The following is a 16,297-nucleotide window of genomic DNA, read 5'->3' on the forward strand; positions in this document are numbered from 1 at the left end:
AACGAATCATCAATTCCCTGTCAATTCGCCGTTCGCCGCCTGCCGCGCGCGAACGGGCCAGCCAGGTGAACGCGTCACCCAGCCAGCCTTCGGGCTAGTCATCGTCAATGGGAGACCACCTGTGCATTGCTATCCGCTGGCGCGGCGGCCGATCTGTGCCGCGCTGTTCGGCGCGTTCGGCCTGTCCGCCGCCCCGGCTTACGCCGATTCGTCGCCGCAAGGCGCCAACCCGCCACCTGCCGTCCTGACCGCCGCCGCACCCGCGCGCGGCGATGCGGCGCTGCTCGACCCCGTCACCGTCACGGCCACCCGCACCGCCACCGCCGCGAGCCGCACGGCTGCATCCGTGTCGGTCATCACCGACGACGATCTCGACGAGCAGCAGGCCACCAACATCAAGGACGCGCTGCGCTACGAGCCGGGCGTCACGGTGCGCCGCACCGCGTACCGCCCCGGCAGCGCCGCGCTCGGCGGCGGCCGCGACGGCGATTCGAGCATCAACGTCCGCGGCCTCGAAGGCAATCGCGTGCTGCTGATGGAAGACGGCATCCGCCTGCCGAACGCGTTCTCGTTCGGGCCGCTCGAAGCCGGCCGCGGCGACTACGCGGATCTCGACATGCTCAAGCGCATCGAGATCCTGCGCGGGCCGGCATCGGCGCTGTACGGCAGCGACGGGCTGACCGGCGCGGTGAACTTCATCACGAAGGACCCGCGCGACCTGCTGTCGATCTACGGCAGACCCACCTACTTCTCGCTCCGGCCGGGTTACGACTCGGCCGACCGCAGCGTCGGCGCGACGGTGTCGGCCGCGGCCGGCAACGACCGCGTGCAGGGGATGATCGTCGCCGACGGCCGGCGCGGCCATGAGGTCGACACGCGCGGCGGCAACAATTCCGCGAGCACGCTGCGCACGACGTCGAACCCGCAGGACGTCTATTCGGAATCGCTGCTCGGCAAGCTCGTGCTGACACCCACCGCCCGCGACACGATCAAATTCACCGCGGAAACCGTGCAGCGCCGCGTGAGCACCGACGTGCTGTCGGCGATCAACCCGCCCGGCACGCTCGGGCTCACGACGCACGACCGGCTCGAGCGCAACCGCTTCAGCATCGACTACGACTTCCGCGACGATGCGTTGCGCTGGTTTCAGAATGCACACGTTCAGTTCTACTACCAGGATGCGAAGCAGGATCAATACGCGTTCGAGACGCGCGGCGCGCCGCTGAAATCGCGCTCGCGCGACAACCAGTACAAGGAGCGCACGTTCGGCGGCGCCGCGTTCGCCGAAAGCGGCTTCTCGACGGGCCCGCTCGCGCACAAGCTGCTGTATGGCGTCGACGGCAGCGTGTCGCGCGTGACGAACCTGCGCGACGGCACAGTGCCGGGCGTCGGCGAGGCGTTCCCGAACAAGGCGTTTCCCGATACCGACTACACGCTGTTCGGCGCGTTCGTGCAGGACCAGGTCGGCTATGGCCGCCTGCTCGTCACGCCGGGGCTGCGCTTCGACACGTACCGGTTGAGCCCGACGCGCAACGATCCGCTGTTCACCGGCACCGCGGTGTCGACGAGCGCGAACGAAGTGTCGCCGCGCGTCGCGGTGCTCTACGAGATCACGCCCGCGCTGATTCCGTATGCACAGTACGCGCACGGCTTCCGCGCGCCGACGCCCGACCAGGTGAACAGCAGCTTCTCGAACCCGGTGTACGGCTACACGTCGATCGGCAATCCGAACCTGAAGCCCGAAACCAGCGACACGTTCGAAGCCGGCCTGCGCGGCAAGGCCGGCACCGGCTACGGCGTCTTGCGCTACAGCGCGGCCGCGTTCACGGGCCGCTACCGCAACTTCATCGCGCGCACGACGATCGCGGGCGGCGGCCGGCCAACCGACCCGTTCGTGTTCCAGTACGTGAACTTCGCCGACGCGCGCATCCACGGCCTCGAAGGTCGCGCCGAATGGATCATGCCGAACGGCATCACGCTGAAGACCGCGATGGCGTTCACCAGGGGCTCGACACGGAACGACGGCGCGGCGAGCCAGCCGCTGAACACGGTCAATCCGTTCTCGGCGGTGTTCGGCGTGCGCTACGAACCCGGCGAACGCTGGTTCGTGCAGACCGACCTGCTGTTCCAGGCCGCGAAACGCGACAAGGACATCGACAAGTCCGACTGCTCGAACAAGGCGTGCTTCGCGCCGCCGTCGTCGTTCGTCGTCGACCTGCGCGGCGGCTACCGCTTCAACAAGCATGTGAGCGCGACGATCGGCATCCGCAACCTGTTCGACCGCAAATACTGGAACTGGTCGGACGTGCGCGGCATCGCCGCCGATTCGCAGGTGCTCGACGCGTATACGTCGTCCGGACGCACCGTCGCCGTCAGCATGAAAGTGGATTTCTGATGCGCGCGATCGCGCGTTCCTGCCCAACCGTTACTTGAAGGAGTCCGACATGATGCATTCCGCCCTTCCCGGCCAGCCGGCCACACCGGCCCGCGCGTCCGCCGCGTTGCGCGACGCATTCGTCAAGCTCAAGGCCGAGCGCCAGCTGCGCAACCGCGACGTCGCGCAGGCGCTCGGCGTCAGCGAAGGCGAGGCGCTCGCCGCGTTCGTCGGCGAGCACGTGGTGCGGCTCGACGCGCGCTTTCCGGCGATGTTCGAGGAAATGCCGCGCCTCGGCCGCGTGATGGCGCTCACGCGCAACGACACGGCCGTCCACGAGAAGGACGGCGAATATGCGCAGATGAGCCACGACGGCCCGGTCGGCCTCGCGCTCGGCGACATCGACCTGCGCATCTTCTACCGTCACTGGGCGTCCGCGTTCGCGGTGCACGACGAGACCGCGCACGGTCCGCTGAAGAGTTTGCAGTTCTTCGACGCGCAGGGTCACGCGATCCACAAGGTCTACCTGCGCGCGCACAGCGATCACGCGGCGTACGACGCGTTCGTCGAACGCTGGCGCGCGGCGTCGCAGGAGCCGGGGCTCGACGTCGTGCCCGCCGCACCGAAAACGCCCGAGCGGGCCGATACCGGGATCGACGTCGCAGGCTTTCGCGCCGCATGGGACGCGATGACCGACACGCACCAGTTCTTCGGCATCACGCAGCGCTTCGGCGTGAGCCGCATGCAGGCGCTGCGCCTCGCCGAGCCGCGGTACGCGTATCCGGTCGAGGCGACGCGCGCGCTGCGTCACGTGCTCGAACGGGCCGCGAGCAGCGGCCAGCCGATCATGGTGTTCGTCGGCAATGCAGGGATGATCCAGATCCACACGGGCCCCGTCGCGAACGTGCGCGAGGTCGGCGCATGGATCAACGTGCTCGACCCGGGCTTCAACCTGCACGTGCGCGAGGACCTGATCGCCGCCGCGTGGGTCGTGAAGAAGCCGACGAGCGACGGCATCGTCACGTCGCTGGAGCTGTTCGACCGGCAGGGCGACCATGTCGCGCTGCTGTTCGGCGAACGCAAGCCCGGCAAGGTCGAACGCGACGACTGGCGCGCGCTCGTCGCGACGCTGCCGTCGGCGGCGCGCGGAGACGCGCGGTGAGCGCGCGATCGTTCCAGCCGCGACGCCGCGTCGTGCTCGCGAGCGCGGTGGCCGGTGCGCTCGCGGGCGCTCTGCCGGTGCGCGCGCTTGCGCAGGCCGGGCCGAAGCGCGTTGTCGTGATCGGCGGCGCGCTCGCGGAAACCGCGTTCGCGCTCGGCGGCGCCGACGCGCGCGGTTACCGGCTCGTCGGCACCGACACGACCTGCACGTACCCGGACGCCGCGAAGCGCCTGCCGAAGGTCGGCTACCAGCGCGCGCTGTCGGCCGAGGGGCTGCTGTCGCTACGGCCCGATCTCGTGCTCGCGTCGGCGGAAGCCGGCCCGCCCGCCGCGATCGCGCAGGTGAGAAGCGCGGGCGTCGCGGTCACGACGTTCGACGAGCGGCACGACGTCGATTCCGTGCGCGCGAAGATCACCGGCGTCGCGCAGGCGCTCGACGTGCGCGACGCGGGCACCGCGCTGCTGCAACGCTTCGATCGCGACTGGCAGGCCGCGCGCGACGCGGTCGCCGTGCGCGTGCCCGGCGGCGCGCAGCCGCCGCGCGTGCTGTTCGTGCTGAACCATACCGGCAACCAGGCGCTCGTCGCCGGCCAGCGCACGGCCGCCGACGCGATGCTCCGCTACGCGGGCGCGCGCAACGCGATGCAGGGTTTCGATCACTACAAGCCGCTGACGACCGAGGCGCTGGCCGCCGCCGCCCCCGACATCGTGCTGATCTCCGACGAAGGGCTCGCGGCGGTCGGCGGCCGCGCCGCGCTGCTCGCCGCGCCCGGCTTCGGCGCGACGCCGGCCGGCCGCGCACGGCGCGTCGTGTCGCTCGATGCGCTGTTCCTGCTCGGCTTCGGTCCGCGCCTGCCGCTCGCCGTCACGACCCTGCACCGGCGCCTGTCGGATGCGCTCGCCTGATTCCGGAGCGCCACGATGCCCGCTCACGCTTCGTCCTTCTCCACCCCGTCGCCCGCCTCGCGCCCCGGCGCCGCGCGCATCGGCACGTCACACCGCGTTGCGCCGTTCGCACTGGCCGCGCTCGCGGTGCTCGTGTGCACGATGTCGGTCGTCGCGCTGTGCGTCGGCGCATACCGCATTCCGCTTGCGGAAGCGTGGGCCGCGCTGACCGGCGATGCCGCCGCGCAGCAGGCGCGCGCGGTGCTGTTCGACATCCGCGCGCCGCGCGTCGCGCTCGCACTGCTGGTCGGCGGCGGCTTCGGCGCGGCCGGCGCCGCGATGCAGGCGCTGTTCCGCAACCCGCTCGCCGATCCGGGGCTCGTCGGCGTGTCGAGCGGTGCCGCACTCGGCGCGACGACGATGATCGTGCTCGGCCCCGCGCTCTTTGCCACGCACGCGAGCGCGGCCGCGCTGCCCGTCGCCGCGTTCGCGGGCGCGCTCGCGGTCGCCGCGCTCGTCTACCGGCTCGCCGCGTCGCACGGCCGGCTCGCGCTGCCGCTGCTGCTGCTCGCCGGCATCGCGATCAATGCGCTGGTCGGCGCGGCCATCGGGCTGCTCACGTTCGTCGCCGACGACGCGCAGTTGCGTTCGCTGACGTTCTGGAGCCTCGGCAGCCTCGGCGGCGCGCAATGGTCCGCGCTGGCGGCCGTCGCGCCGTGCGTCGCGATCGGCTGCGTGCTGCTCGCGCGCGACCGTGACGCGCTCAACGCATTGCAGCTCGGCGAAGCCGAGGCACTGCACCTCGGCGTGCCCGTGCAGCGGCTCAAGCGGCGCGTGCTCGTCGCGGTCGCGCTCGCGGTCGGCGCGCTGGTGTCGTGCGCGGGCATCATCGGTTTCATCGGCCTCGTCGCGCCGCACTGCGTGCGCCTCGCGTGCGGCCCCGACCAGCGCGTCGTGCTGCCCGGCGCCGCATTGCTCGGCGCGCTGCTGACACTCGCCGCCGATCTCGCCGCGCGCACCGTCGCCGCACCCGCCGAGATTCCGCTCGGCGTGCTCACCGCACTGCTCGGCGCACCGTTCTTTCTCGCGCTGCTGTGGAAAAACCGCGGCGCGCTCGGCGGCTGATCCTTCATGCACCCATCATGCTGACTGCCCATCATCTCGACGTCGCCCGCCGGCACCGCGCCGTTCTGCACGACCTGTCACTGTCGATCGAACCCGGCCGCGTGACCGCGCTGCTCGGTCGCAACGGCGCGGGCAAGAGCACGCTGCTGAAGACCCTGGCGGGTGAACTGACCGGCAGCGTCGCGCCGAACGGCGTGCGCGTGACCGGCGATATCACGCTGAACGGCGAGCCGCTCGCGCACATCGACGCGGCGCGGCTCGCGTGCCTGCGCGCCGTGCTGCCGCAGGCCGCGCAACCGGCGTTTCCGTTCAGCGTCGACGAAATCGTGCTGCTCGGCCGCTATCCGCATGCGCGGCACGGCGGCGCGCGGCACGTGATCGCGCATCGCGATCGCGACATCGCGTGGCAGGCGCTCGAACGCGCGGGCGCCGACGCGCTCGTCGGCCGCGACGTGACGACGCTGTCGGGCGGCGAACTCGCACGCGTGCAGTTCGCGCGTGTGCTCGCGCAGTTGTGGCCGGACGACGACGCGCAGCCCGGCCCGCGCTACCTGCTGCTCGACGAGCCGACCGCCGCGCTCGATCTCGCGCACCAGCATCGCCTGCTCGACACCGTGCGCTCGGTCGCGCGCGAATGGCGGCTCGGCGTGCTGGCGATCGTCCACGATCCGAACCTCGCCGCGCGGCACGCGGATACGATCGCGATGCTCGCCGACGGCTCGATCGTCGCGCACGGCGCGCCGCGCGACGTGATGACGCCCGCGCATATCGCGCAGTGCTACGGATTCACGGTGAAGATGGTGGACACCGGCGACGGCGCGCCGCCGGTGATGGTGCCCGCGTAGCGCGGACGATGGCATCGCTCGATGCATTGCCATCGTCCGCGCCTTTCGATCAAGATCGATCTCACATCCCCTTCGAGGAGACCGACGTGCCGCTTCCGTTGACCCGCATCATCCTGTACGTCCATGACGTCGCGCTGCTGAAGGCCTTCTACCAGCGGCATTTCGAGCTACCGGTCATCGAGGAGATCGACAACGAGTGGGTCGTACTCCGCGCGGGTGCCGTCGAACTCGCGCTGCATCTGGCCGGCCCCGCTTTCCGCCATGCGGGCACGCTCGCGCGTTCGCATGCAGACACGTGCAACGTAAAACTCGTCTTCGGCATCGGCACCGATATCGCCGCGCATCGCGACCAGCTCGCCGGCGACGGCGTGACCGTGCGCGATCTCAAGCGCTACGACGGCTTCCCGTACCGGATGTATGACGGCATCGATCCGGAAGGAAACGTCTTCCAGGTGATGCAACCCGACTGAATGCTGGCGCGGCAGGTGCGGCCGCGCGCACTCAGTGCTCCAGGTCCGCCGCGCCGAACGTCCGCATCTTCCAGCCGAGCCGCACGGCGAGCATCCGCATCGAGAACCCGGCCGCCAGCGCGGCGGCCGTCGCGACACCCGCGTCGATGCCGAGATGCTGCATCCCGACATACAACCCGCCGGTGACGAACGCGACGCTCGCATAGAGCTCCTCGCGCAGGATCAGCGGCATCTCGTTGCACAGCAGGTCGCGCAGCATCCCGCCGCAGACACCCGTGATCGCACCGGCCAGCACGACGATGATCGGCGCGGTGCCGGTCGACGCGCCGACGTCGCAGCCGATGATCGTGAACGCGGCGAGGCCGATCGCATCGACGGTGACGAACAGCGCCTTCATCCGCGCGACGTGCCGCGCCGCCCACGATGCGACGGTCGCCGCGGCCAGCGTGATCACCAGGTATTCCGGGTGCGCGATCCAGCCGAGCGGATAGTGGCCGAGCAGCACGTCGCGCACGGTGCCGCCGCCGAGCGCCGTCACCGCGCCGACGAGCGCGAGCCCGAAGCGGTCCATCCCGCGGCGCATGCCCATCAGCGCGCCCGACATCGCTTCCGCGACGATCGCAATCAGATAAAGCGTATGCATGGTGCGCGTCAGTCGTCGGTCCGGAACAGGTCGAGCACGCGTTCGCGCTCGGCCGCATCGACGGCCGCGGGCATCGGCTCGTCGTGCCTGCCGCCGTCGCGCTGCGCATCCGGCGCATCGGTTGCCGGCGCCCCGCCGCATGCGAAGCGGCTGCGGATGTAGGCCGGCACGTCGGCCGTACACGCGCCGTGCGTGTATTCGGCGTAGACGAAGTCGCCGTCGACGAGCGCGACATCCTGCGGCGGCGTCGCATCGACCGGCGTGCGCCCGTCGACGGCCGTCTTCATGTAGTCGAGCCAGACCGGCAGCGCCAGTGTCGCGCCGGTCGCGCGCCCCATCGGGCGCGGCGTGTCGTAGCCGAGCCACGCGACCGCGACGATGCCCGACGAGTAACCGGCGAACCACACGTCCTTCGAGCCGTTCGACGTGCCCGTCTTGCCGGCCGCGTCGTCGCGGCGCAGCGCGAGCGCGCCGCGCGCGGTGCCGGCGCGCACGACGTCGCGCAGCATGCTGTCCATCACGAACGCGTTGCGCGCCGACACGACGCGCCCGCCCGACGGCGCGGTCGCTTCGTACATCGCGCCGCCGTGACGCTGCTTCACCGACAGGATCAGGCGCGGCTCCATCCGCGTGCCGCCGTTCGCGAACACGCTGTACGCGCTCGCGAGTTCGAGCGGCGTCACGGCGCCCGCGCCGAGCGCGAGCGGCAGCGACGCCGGATTGCGCTGCGCGTCGAAGCCGAAATGCACCGCGTGCTGCTGCACGTAGCGCGCGTCGGTGGCCTGCATCAGGCTGACCGCGACCAGGTTCTTCGAGCGCACGAGCCCGCGCCGCACCGGGATGAAGCCTTCGTAGCGGTTGCCGAAATTGCGCGGCCGCCATGGCTGCGCGCCGGTTTCCGCGCGCGTGAGCGTGCGCTGCGTGTCATCGACCAGCACGCCGGGGAAGTAGCCCTTCTCCAGCGCCGCCGAATAGACGAACGGCTTGAAGCTCGAGCCCGGCTGGCGATACGCCTGCAGCGCATGGTCGAACACGTTGCGGTTGAAATCCGCGCCGCCGACCAGCGCAAGCATGTCGCCGGTGGCCGCATCGAGCGACACGAGCGCGCCTTCGAGCCCGTTGCGCGCATCGCGCTGCGCGCGCGGCTGCCGGTTCAGCGTGCGCTGGAGCGCCGCTTCGGCCGCGCGCTGGTCGCGCATCGAGATCGTCGTCGTCACGTCGAGGCCGAGCGTGTACGCGTCGTCGTGAAACCGCTCGACCATCATCCTGCGCGCACGCTCGGCGACGTACGGCGCCGCGACGATCCCGGGCGGCGGCGTGGTCGCCAGCGCGATCGGCGCGTCGACGGCCGCGCGATACGTCGCGTCGTCGAGCTGGCCGAGCGCATGCATGCGGCCGAGCACATAGTTGCGCCGCGCGGTCGCACGCGCAGGATTGACGACCGGGTTGAACGCGGACGGCGCCTTCGGCAGCCCCGCGAGCACGGCCGCTTCGCCCGCACTCAGCGCATCGAGCGGCTTGCCGAAATACACGTTCGCGGCGGCCGCGAAGCCGTACGCGCGCTCGCCCAGGTAGATCTCGTTCATGTACAGCTCGAGCAGCTTGTCCTTGCTGTATTCGCGTTCGAGCTTGGCCGCCATCAGGATCTCGGCGAGCTTGCGGCTCAGCACCTTGTCGCGCGTCAGGTAGAAGTTGCGCGCGACCTGCATCGTGATCGTGCTGCCGCCCTGCCCCGGCTGCCCCGTCACGACGTTCGCGAACGTCGCGCGCGCGAGGCCGCCGACATCGACCGCGCCGTGCTCGTAGAACTTCGCGTCCTCGGCCGCGAGCAGCGCGTGACGCATCAGCGGCGGGATGCGTTCGAGCGCCACGAACTCGCGCCGCTCGACACCGTATTCGGCGAGCAGGTCGCCGTCGCGCGAGAAGATCCGCAGCGGCAGCGCGGGACGATAGACGGCCAGGTGCTCGACGGACGGCAACTGCGTCCAGATGCGATCGATCGTCCAGGCGCCGATGCCCGCGCATGCGAGCGTCAGGCCGAGCAGCGCGCCCGCGAGCGTGCGCCACACGCGGCGGCGGTGCGGCCGCGGCGCGGGTGGCGGTGGAGGGTTGGCGATGTGGTCGGTCATGTCGGGCTCCTTCTTCAGTGCCCGCGACGGCCGGCGCAAGAGGGACGCCGACCGGTCACGGAAGGCGCGCATTGTCGAAGGGATGGCCCGAAACCGGAAGATTCTTTAGCCAAAGTTTGGCTGGCTAAATTTTATTTAGGAAAGTGCTTCGAGGCCTGCACGCACCGCGCATGCGGATCTGCGACATGTCGCGGCGGCCGAGCGCGCCGCGCACGCGAACCGGTTCGCTTGTACCATCGTCGGATGTTCGATCGATACCTCGACCTGTGGGGCCTCGTTCCCGACGGCGGCCCGATTCTGACCGCAAGCGGCGGCCTGTTGCCGGTCGTCTGGCACGCGCGGCCCGCGATGCTGAAGGTCGCCACTTGCGACGAAGAGCGGCGCGGCAATGCGTTGATGACCTGGTGGAACGGGCAAGGCGCCGCACAGGTGTGGCAGCACGACGGCGACGCGATCCTGCTCGAACGCGCACAGCCGGCGCCGTCGCTGGCAGCCTTGTCCGCATCGGGCCACGACGACGACACGATGCGCATCGCCTGCGACGTCGTCGCGCGGCTGCACGCGCATCGCGCGCCACGGGTGCCTCCGGTCGTACCGCTGCATGACTGGTTTTACGCGCTGCTGTCGAACGATGCCGACCACGACGCGCTGCGCCGCTCGGCGGCGGCCGCTCGTCAGTTGCTGGCAGGGCCATCCGTCGACGAAGTCGTGCTGCACGGTGACATTCACCACGACAACATTCTTCATTTCGGCGATCGAGGCTGGCGCGCAATCGACCCGAAAGGGCTGCGCGGCGAGCGCATGTTCGACTACGCGAACCTGTTCTGCAATCCCACGCATGACATCGCGGTCGATCCGGTGCGTTTCGAGCGGCGCGTTACGCTCGTGGCCGACGCCGCGCAACTCGACCGGCGCCGGCTGCTGCAATGGATTCTCGCTTGGGCTGGGCTGTCGGCCGTGTGGTTGATGGAAGACGGCCTGCCGGCCGATACGCGGCTGGAGGTCGCGACGCTCGCCGCGACCGCGCTCGGCCGGTAGCGGCGCAACGCACCACCAGCGCGCCGCCCACGAAAAAAAACCCGCCGGCATGCACCGGCGGGCTTTCGTGTCCGACCTGCTCGTCGCTTAGCGCGCCGGATTCAACGTCAGGTTCATGTGACGGTTCACATCCTTGTACAGCAGATAACGGAACCGCCCAGGCCCCCCCGAATAGCATGCCTGCGGGCAGAACGCGCGCAGCCACATGAAATCGCCGGCTTCGACCTCGACCCAGTCCTGGTTCAACCGATAAACGGCCTTCCCTTCCAGCACGTACAGGCCGTGCTCCATCACGTGCGTCTCGGCGAACGGAATCACGCCGCCCGGCTCGAAGGTCACGATGTTCACGTGCATGTCGTGACGCATGTCGCTCATGTCGACGAAGCGCGTCGTCACCCATGCGCCGTTGGTGCCCGGCATCGGGATCGGCTCGACGTCCTGCTCGTTGGTCACGAACGCTTCCGGCAGCGGAATGCCGTCGACGACCTGGTAGTGCTTGCGGATCCAGTGGAAACGCACGGCGGCATCGCTGACGTTGTGCAGCGTCCAGTCGGCGCCCGGCGGAATGAACGCGTAGCCGCCCGGCTTCAGCGTGTGCTGCTTGCCCTGCAGCGTCAGCTCGGCCTCGCCCTCGACGACGAACAGCACGGCTTCGGCGTTCTTGTCCTGCTCGGGCTTGTCGCTGCCGCCGCCCGGGTTCACTTCGACGATGTACTGCGAGAAGGTTTCGGCGAAACCCGACAGCGGACGCGCGATCACCCACAGGCGCGTGCTGGTCCAGAACGGCAGCCAGCTCGTGACGATGTCGCGCATCACTCCCTTCGGAATGACCGCGTACGCCTCGGTGAACATCGCGCGATCGGTCAGCAGATCGGTCTGCGGCGGGTGGCCGCCATGCGGCGCGTAATACGTTGTCTTAGACATAAAGCATCCAGGCAATGGGTTGGTCCGGCCCCGGGTCGCAACGGCAGGCGCGGCACGCGCGTGGGGCACGCATGCGGCGGCGGGACATCGTTGCCGGGGTGGCTTGAAAGCGCGGGCGCCTTCGTTCGGTCGGCCAGGCTTCGCGACGGGTCCGCCCGGTTCAGCGGGCGGGGCGCCCCATGCTTGCGGGTCCGGCGGCCGGGCCGCGGACACTCGGGGTGATGCGGCGGGGCACGGGGGACGGCACGGTTCGAGTCCGTACGCGGGCAGCGTTGACGATAGCGAAGTCGATCCTGATCGACCAATTAAATGTTGCGATGCCATCCATTCGATTTCCCACTACCCGCCGCGGTGCGCGACGGCCGGCGAACGCGTGCCGCGGATGCGTCGGCGCATGAGGGAAATCCTGATGACCGGACGCCAACGCGTCGACCAGCAAAATCGAATTAGGGTCGAACGAACCTGCCCGGCTGCATGTCGATGCAACGGGAGATGCCGTCTACAAGCGGGAAAAGTCAGGCGGGAGAGAAGGCGCCAAGCCGTCGAACGAGGCTGGGCATGAACTGCCGAAGGGGAGAAGCCGCCGGTCTTGCCGGCGACGGCCGCCCGGCTGAAGCTGCCGGGCCGGCTGTCGGATCGGGTGCCGACGCGTCGGGCGCGCCGGTGCGCAAAGCGCGCACCGTGCCGCGCCCGCGGGGATCAGTCCCAGTCGCGGTGATGGCGATGCTTGCGGTGACGATGGCCGCGATCGCCATAGTCGCCACGGTCGTACGAGTTGCGCGACAGGTTGCCGCCGAGCGCCGCGCCGGCGCCGCCGCCGACGGCTGCGCCCAGCAGGCCGCCCGTGCGGCCGCCCATCGCGTTGCCGGCCGCGGTACCCGCGCCGCCGCCGAGTGCGCCGCCGATGATCGCGCCGGTGCGTTCGCGACGGTTCGACGTCACGGCACCACCCGCGCCGCCGCCGATCGCGCCGCCGATCACGGAGCCCGTGCTGCCGCCGACCGCGCCGCCGACCGCTGCGCCGGCAACCCCGCCGAGCGCGCCGCCAAGCGCGTTGTTCATGTCACCGGCCATTGCCGGCAGTGCGGTCGCGCCGGTCAGCACGGCGACGACGAGAGTGGGGGCGATTTTCTTCCACATTCCCGTATTCTTCCTTGTTCGCAATCTGGTTATTAAAGGTCTGCTCGTTACGACGATCCGAATCGATCGACGTCGATGCCGGCATTGTGCCGAATCCCGGACCAATTCATTTCAATGAGCTTGCGGCGAAGAATAGCACCGGTCGTGTCCCCTTGCCGTCGACATTCTGGTAACAAGTTGTTTACCGCAACAGGACCGGAAAAGGTTGCCGAAAACCGCCTGCAAAGCCCGCCGGCACGGGCTCCGGCCGTGGGCCGGCCGCACTCGAAGGCGGTGCCGGAAGCGCCCGTCGCGCGGGTTCGGACACACGTGGCAACACATCGCGGGTGCGCCACGAGGCGGCCGGGATCGACCGGGCCATCCAGGGCGAACGAGGGTCAGTACACGCCCGGCAGCAGCCGCCACGTGTGTGCGCAGTACGCGTCGTATTCGGCGCCGAATTGCGCGCGCAGCAACGCTTCCTCGGAACGGATGCGGGCGACCAGCGGGATCATCGTCAACGCGACGAGCAGCAGCCCGATGCCCGAGCGGAACGCGCACGCCCAGCCGGCCGCATTGACGAGCAGGCCGAGATAGCTCGGGTTGCGAATTCTCCGATAGATACCGTCCGTCACCAGCGTGTGGCCCGGCTGGATCGCGACGAGCCCGCTGAAGCGCTTGCCGAGCACGAACACGGGCCAGATGCGCAGCACGCCGCCCGCGACGTACAGCACGACGCCGATCCAGCGCACCGTGTCGCCGCCGAAGGTCCATACGTCGAGCCGGTCGGTCAGCGCGGGCAGGTACGCGAGCAGGAACCCGCTGGCCGCAAAGGCCGCGAGCACCCAGCGGTTGTCGCGGTTCTCGCGTTCGCCGGCGCTCAGGTTGCCTTCGGTGAACAACGCGGCGACGGCCAGCGCGAGCGTCGCGACGGCAATGACGGTCAGTTGCGGATGCGAGAAGAAGGCGGCGAACCCGCCGATGCCGAGCACGGCGAGCCCGAGATAGACGAGCGTGGAGACGCTCGCCACGATTGCGACCTTGCGCGTAACGGCCATGGCTGCCTCGCCGGAGTGGGCTTTCCTGTGAAGTATAGGAACCCGGGCGGGCCATGCGCACGCGCGCCGTCATGCGGCGCGCGAGTCGTCCGTGCGGGAAGCGGCGGCCAAGCGTCGAACGACGGGGCCGCTCGACGTGCGGGCGGCGCCCGCGCCCGCCGCCCGGTCAGCGAATGCGGAAGTTGCCGCCGATGCCGACGCTGACGGGCGGTGCGTAATAGGCGGGTGCATAGCCGTAGTAGGCCGGCGCGGGCGCGTAGTAGCCGTAAGGCGGCGCGACATAGCAGCCGGACAGGCCGCCGATCAGCGCAAAGGTGATGAGGATTTTGTACATGACTCGATTCCCGGCGAAGAGGGCACGTTGCATCTCGCGAAAACCACGCCGTCGCAGCCTGCGACGGCCGGCACGGAAGAGACAACCGGCCCTTCCCGTCGCTCGATGCGGCAATGCGCGGAGTCTAGCGCCGGGGCCACCGGGACACGTTTCGCGAGCGGTTACACGTGTTACGTGGTGTGACCGCTGAAACAGGCGCGCACGGCGTCGCGGCACGCGCCCGCTGGCGCCGCCCGAACCACGCGCCGTCTACGCGTTACACGAAACGCGCGCGGATCCGCTCGGCGACCGATTCGAGCGTCGCCGAATCGGCGATGTCGCGCGCGTGCATCCGCAGCTCGACGCCTTCCCAGCGCGGAATCACGTGGAAATGCACGTGCGGGACCGTCTGGCCCGCCGCCGCGCCGTTGAACTGGCCGATGAACACGCCGTCCGGCCCGAGCGCCGCGCGCACGGCCGCCGCGACGCGCTGCGTCATGCGGATGCCGGCCGCGGCCGCCTCGCCGGACAGCTCGAAAATCTGCGCGGCCGGCTCCTTCGGGATCACGAGCACGTGACCGTCGGCCTGCGGCATGAGATCCATGATCGCGAGGGTTGCGTCGTCTTCGGCGACCTTCACGCACGGCAGTTCGCCGCGCAGGATCCGGGCGAACGGGTTGTTGTTGTCGTAGGACATGGGCGTTTTCCGATGTTTGCGATTGCGGTTTGACTGGGAACGATGCCGGACGATTATCGGCCGACGGCGGTCCGGATTTCAACTTGTCAGGCCGTGTCGCCATGGCGGCGAACAATGCGCGCCGACTCGCGTGCAATGCCCGTCGCCGGATGGAATATCCGGCCGTCGCGATCCGTTTATTTCGAGTGCGGACTCGCACGGCAAGACTGCGGATCCGCGCCGGACATCCGCGCGCTGCGCAGGCCGGCAGCCGGGATGACTGCTCGCGATCATCAACCGGAGTCATGCCATGGACCCTCTCCCCTCCTGTCGTTCGCCCGCCCCGCCCGTGTTTGACGCCGCGTTTGCCGATCACCCGCCGATCCTCGCCCACGCCTGCCGCACGATGGCGCGCACGCTATGCCGCGCGGCTTGCGGCGCGGGACTGATCGCGTTGTCGTCGGCTTTCGCGTGGGCCGGCGGCGGCAATTCGATCCTGCCGGTCTCGTCGGTCACGGCGTCGACCGTGCCCGCCAACGGCGACGTCAATCCGTACGGCATCGCGTTCGTGCCGCGCGGCGTGCCGAGCTGGAGCACGCTGAAACCGGGCGACGTCGTCGTATCCAACTTCAACGCGGCATCGAACACGCAAGGCACCGGCACGACGGTCGTCAAGCTGTCGCCCGGCAAGACGCCGGCAACGTTCTTCCAGGGCAGCAATGTCGGCCTGACGACCGCGCTCGCGGTGCTGCGCAGCGGCTTCGTGCTGGTCGGCAACGTGCCGGCACCGGACGGCAAGACCGTGGTCCCCCCGGGCTCGCTGCTCGTCATCGGTCCGCAAGGCAATCTCGTCACGCAACTGTCGAGCACCACACTGCTCGACGGACCGTGGGACATGACCGTGATCGACCGCGGCCAGCGCGTGACCGCGTTCGTGTCGAACGTGCTGAACGGGACGGTCGCACGGATCGAGCTGATGATCGGCAGCGACGGCGTCAGGATGCTGCCGGGCTCGCAGATCATCGCATCGGGCTACGTGAACCGGACCGATCCCGCTGCGCTCGTCGTCGGCCCGACCGGCCTCGCGTACGATCCCGACATCGACGTCCTGTATGTCGCCTCGACCGGCGACAACGCGGTGTTCGCGATCCAGAATGCCGCGACGACGCATCGCAACGGCGGCGTCGGACGGATGATCTACTTCGATGCGGCGCACCTGCACGGCCCGCTCGCGCTGGCGCTCGCGCCGAACGGCCATCTCGTGACCGCGAACGGCGACGCGGTCAACCCCGACCCGCTGCAACCGAGCGAGATCGTCGAATTCACGGTGGACGGGCGCTTCGTCGCGCAGATGCAGGTCGATACCGTGCCGGGCGCGGCATTCGGGCTCGCGTTCGGGCGCGGCAGCAAAGGCCAGCCGGAATTCGCGGCCGTCGACGACAACACGAATACCGCGACGGTCTGGACACTGCGTTCGGACAACGGCAACGCACAATGACGCATCACGCGAACGGGCCGCGTGCGGCCCGTTCGAACC

At 69.7% G+C, this 16,297-nt stretch carries 15 protein-coding genes; 8 read left to right on the top strand and 7 right to left on the bottom strand.

The window, feature by feature from the left end:
• Positions 1–121 precede the first annotated feature (121 nt).
• The 6 genes from DIE16_RS06700 (at position 122) to DIE16_RS06725 (ending at position 6,860) form a co-directional block, all read left to right on the top strand.
• A complete protein-coding gene (locus tag DIE16_RS06700) occupies positions 122–2,395 on the top strand; it encodes a TonB-dependent hemoglobin/transferrin/lactoferrin family receptor (protein ID WP_124892064.1) in 2,274 nt (757 codons plus the stop codon).
• 49 nt (positions 2,396–2,444) lie between these two features.
• Complete coding sequence (locus DIE16_RS06705) at positions 2,445–3,536, top strand: hemin-degrading factor (protein ID WP_124892065.1); 1,092 nt, start codon at positions 2,445–2,447, stop codon at positions 3,534–3,536.
• Complete coding sequence (locus DIE16_RS06710; protein ID WP_124892066.1) at positions 3,533–4,441, top strand: hemin ABC transporter substrate-binding protein; 909 nt, start codon at positions 3,533–3,535, stop codon at positions 4,439–4,441. The genes DIE16_RS06705 and DIE16_RS06710 overlap by 4 nt, the downstream gene beginning before the upstream one ends.
• 15 nt (positions 4,442–4,456) lie before the next feature.
• Entirely contained in the window at positions 4,457–5,545 is a 1,089-nt protein-coding gene (locus DIE16_RS06715) for an iron ABC transporter permease (protein WP_124892067.1), read from the top strand.
• A gap of 17 nt (positions 5,546–5,562) precedes the next feature.
• On the top strand, positions 5,563–6,390 hold the full coding sequence (locus tag DIE16_RS06720) for a heme ABC transporter ATP-binding protein (RefSeq protein ID WP_124892068.1): 828 nt from the start codon (positions 5,563–5,565) through the stop codon (positions 6,388–6,390).
• 86 nt (positions 6,391–6,476) lie between these two features.
• A complete protein-coding gene (locus DIE16_RS06725) occupies positions 6,477–6,860 on the top strand; it encodes a VOC family protein (protein ID WP_124892069.1) in 384 nt (127 codons plus the stop codon).
• A gap of 31 nt (positions 6,861–6,891) precedes the next feature.
• On the opposite strand, the gene DIE16_RS06730 is transcribed toward DIE16_RS06725, so the two are convergent.
• Both DIE16_RS06730 and DIE16_RS06735 read right to left on the bottom strand, forming a co-directional pair.
• Positions 6,892–7,503, bottom strand: a complete 612-nt coding sequence (locus tag DIE16_RS06730; RefSeq protein WP_124892070.1) for a trimeric intracellular cation channel family protein — start codon at positions 7,501–7,503, stop codon at positions 6,892–6,894.
• Between the two features lie 8 nt (positions 7,504–7,511).
• Entirely contained in the window at positions 7,512–9,632 is a 2,121-nt protein-coding gene (locus DIE16_RS06735) for a penicillin-binding protein 1A (RefSeq protein WP_124892071.1), read from the bottom strand.
• Positions 9,633–9,875: 243 nt separating this feature from the next.
• Here DIE16_RS06735 and DIE16_RS06740 point away from each other — a divergent pair, with 243 nt between their 5' ends.
• Complete coding sequence (locus DIE16_RS06740) at positions 9,876–10,670, top strand: aminoglycoside phosphotransferase family protein (RefSeq protein ID WP_124892072.1); 795 nt, start codon at positions 9,876–9,878, stop codon at positions 10,668–10,670.
• An 87-nt stretch (positions 10,671–10,757) separates the two neighbouring features.
• Here DIE16_RS06740 and DIE16_RS06745 read toward each other — a convergent pair whose 3' ends face one another.
• From DIE16_RS06745 to DIE16_RS06765, 5 genes are all read right to left on the bottom strand, one after another.
• Positions 10,758–11,594, bottom strand: coding sequence for a bifunctional allantoicase/(S)-ureidoglycine aminohydrolase (locus DIE16_RS06745; RefSeq protein ID WP_124486110.1), 837 nt, complete (start codon positions 11,592–11,594; stop codon positions 10,758–10,760).
• A gap of 699 nt (positions 11,595–12,293) precedes the next feature.
• Complete coding sequence (locus DIE16_RS06755; protein WP_124486109.1) at positions 12,294–12,734, bottom strand: hypothetical protein; 441 nt, start codon at positions 12,732–12,734, stop codon at positions 12,294–12,296.
• 377 nt (positions 12,735–13,111) lie between these two features.
• Positions 13,112–13,771 carry an isoprenylcysteine carboxylmethyltransferase family protein gene (locus tag DIE16_RS06760; protein WP_124486108.1) on the bottom strand — a complete coding sequence of 220 codons (660 nt, stop codon included), beginning with the start codon at positions 13,769–13,771 and terminating at the stop codon, positions 13,112–13,114.
• Between the two features lie 166 nt (positions 13,772–13,937).
• On the bottom strand, positions 13,938–14,105 hold the full coding sequence (locus tag DIE16_RS36530) for a hypothetical protein (RefSeq protein ID WP_185500310.1): 168 nt from the start codon (positions 14,103–14,105) through the stop codon (positions 13,938–13,940).
• A 256-nt stretch (positions 14,106–14,361) separates the two neighbouring features.
• Positions 14,362–14,781, bottom strand: coding sequence for an HIT family protein (locus tag DIE16_RS06765; RefSeq protein WP_124892074.1), 420 nt, complete (start codon positions 14,779–14,781; stop codon positions 14,362–14,364).
• A 289-nt stretch (positions 14,782–15,070) separates the two neighbouring features.
• Here DIE16_RS06765 and DIE16_RS06770 point away from each other — a divergent pair, with 289 nt between their 5' ends.
• On the top strand, positions 15,071–16,258 hold the full coding sequence (locus DIE16_RS06770; protein WP_185500309.1) for a hypothetical protein: 1,188 nt from the start codon (positions 15,071–15,073) through the stop codon (positions 16,256–16,258).
• Positions 16,259–16,297: the final 39 nt, after the last annotated feature.

Source organism: Burkholderia sp. Bp9090, assembly GCF_003857985.1.
Lineage (GTDB): Bacteria > Pseudomonadota > Gammaproteobacteria > Burkholderiales > Burkholderiaceae > Burkholderia.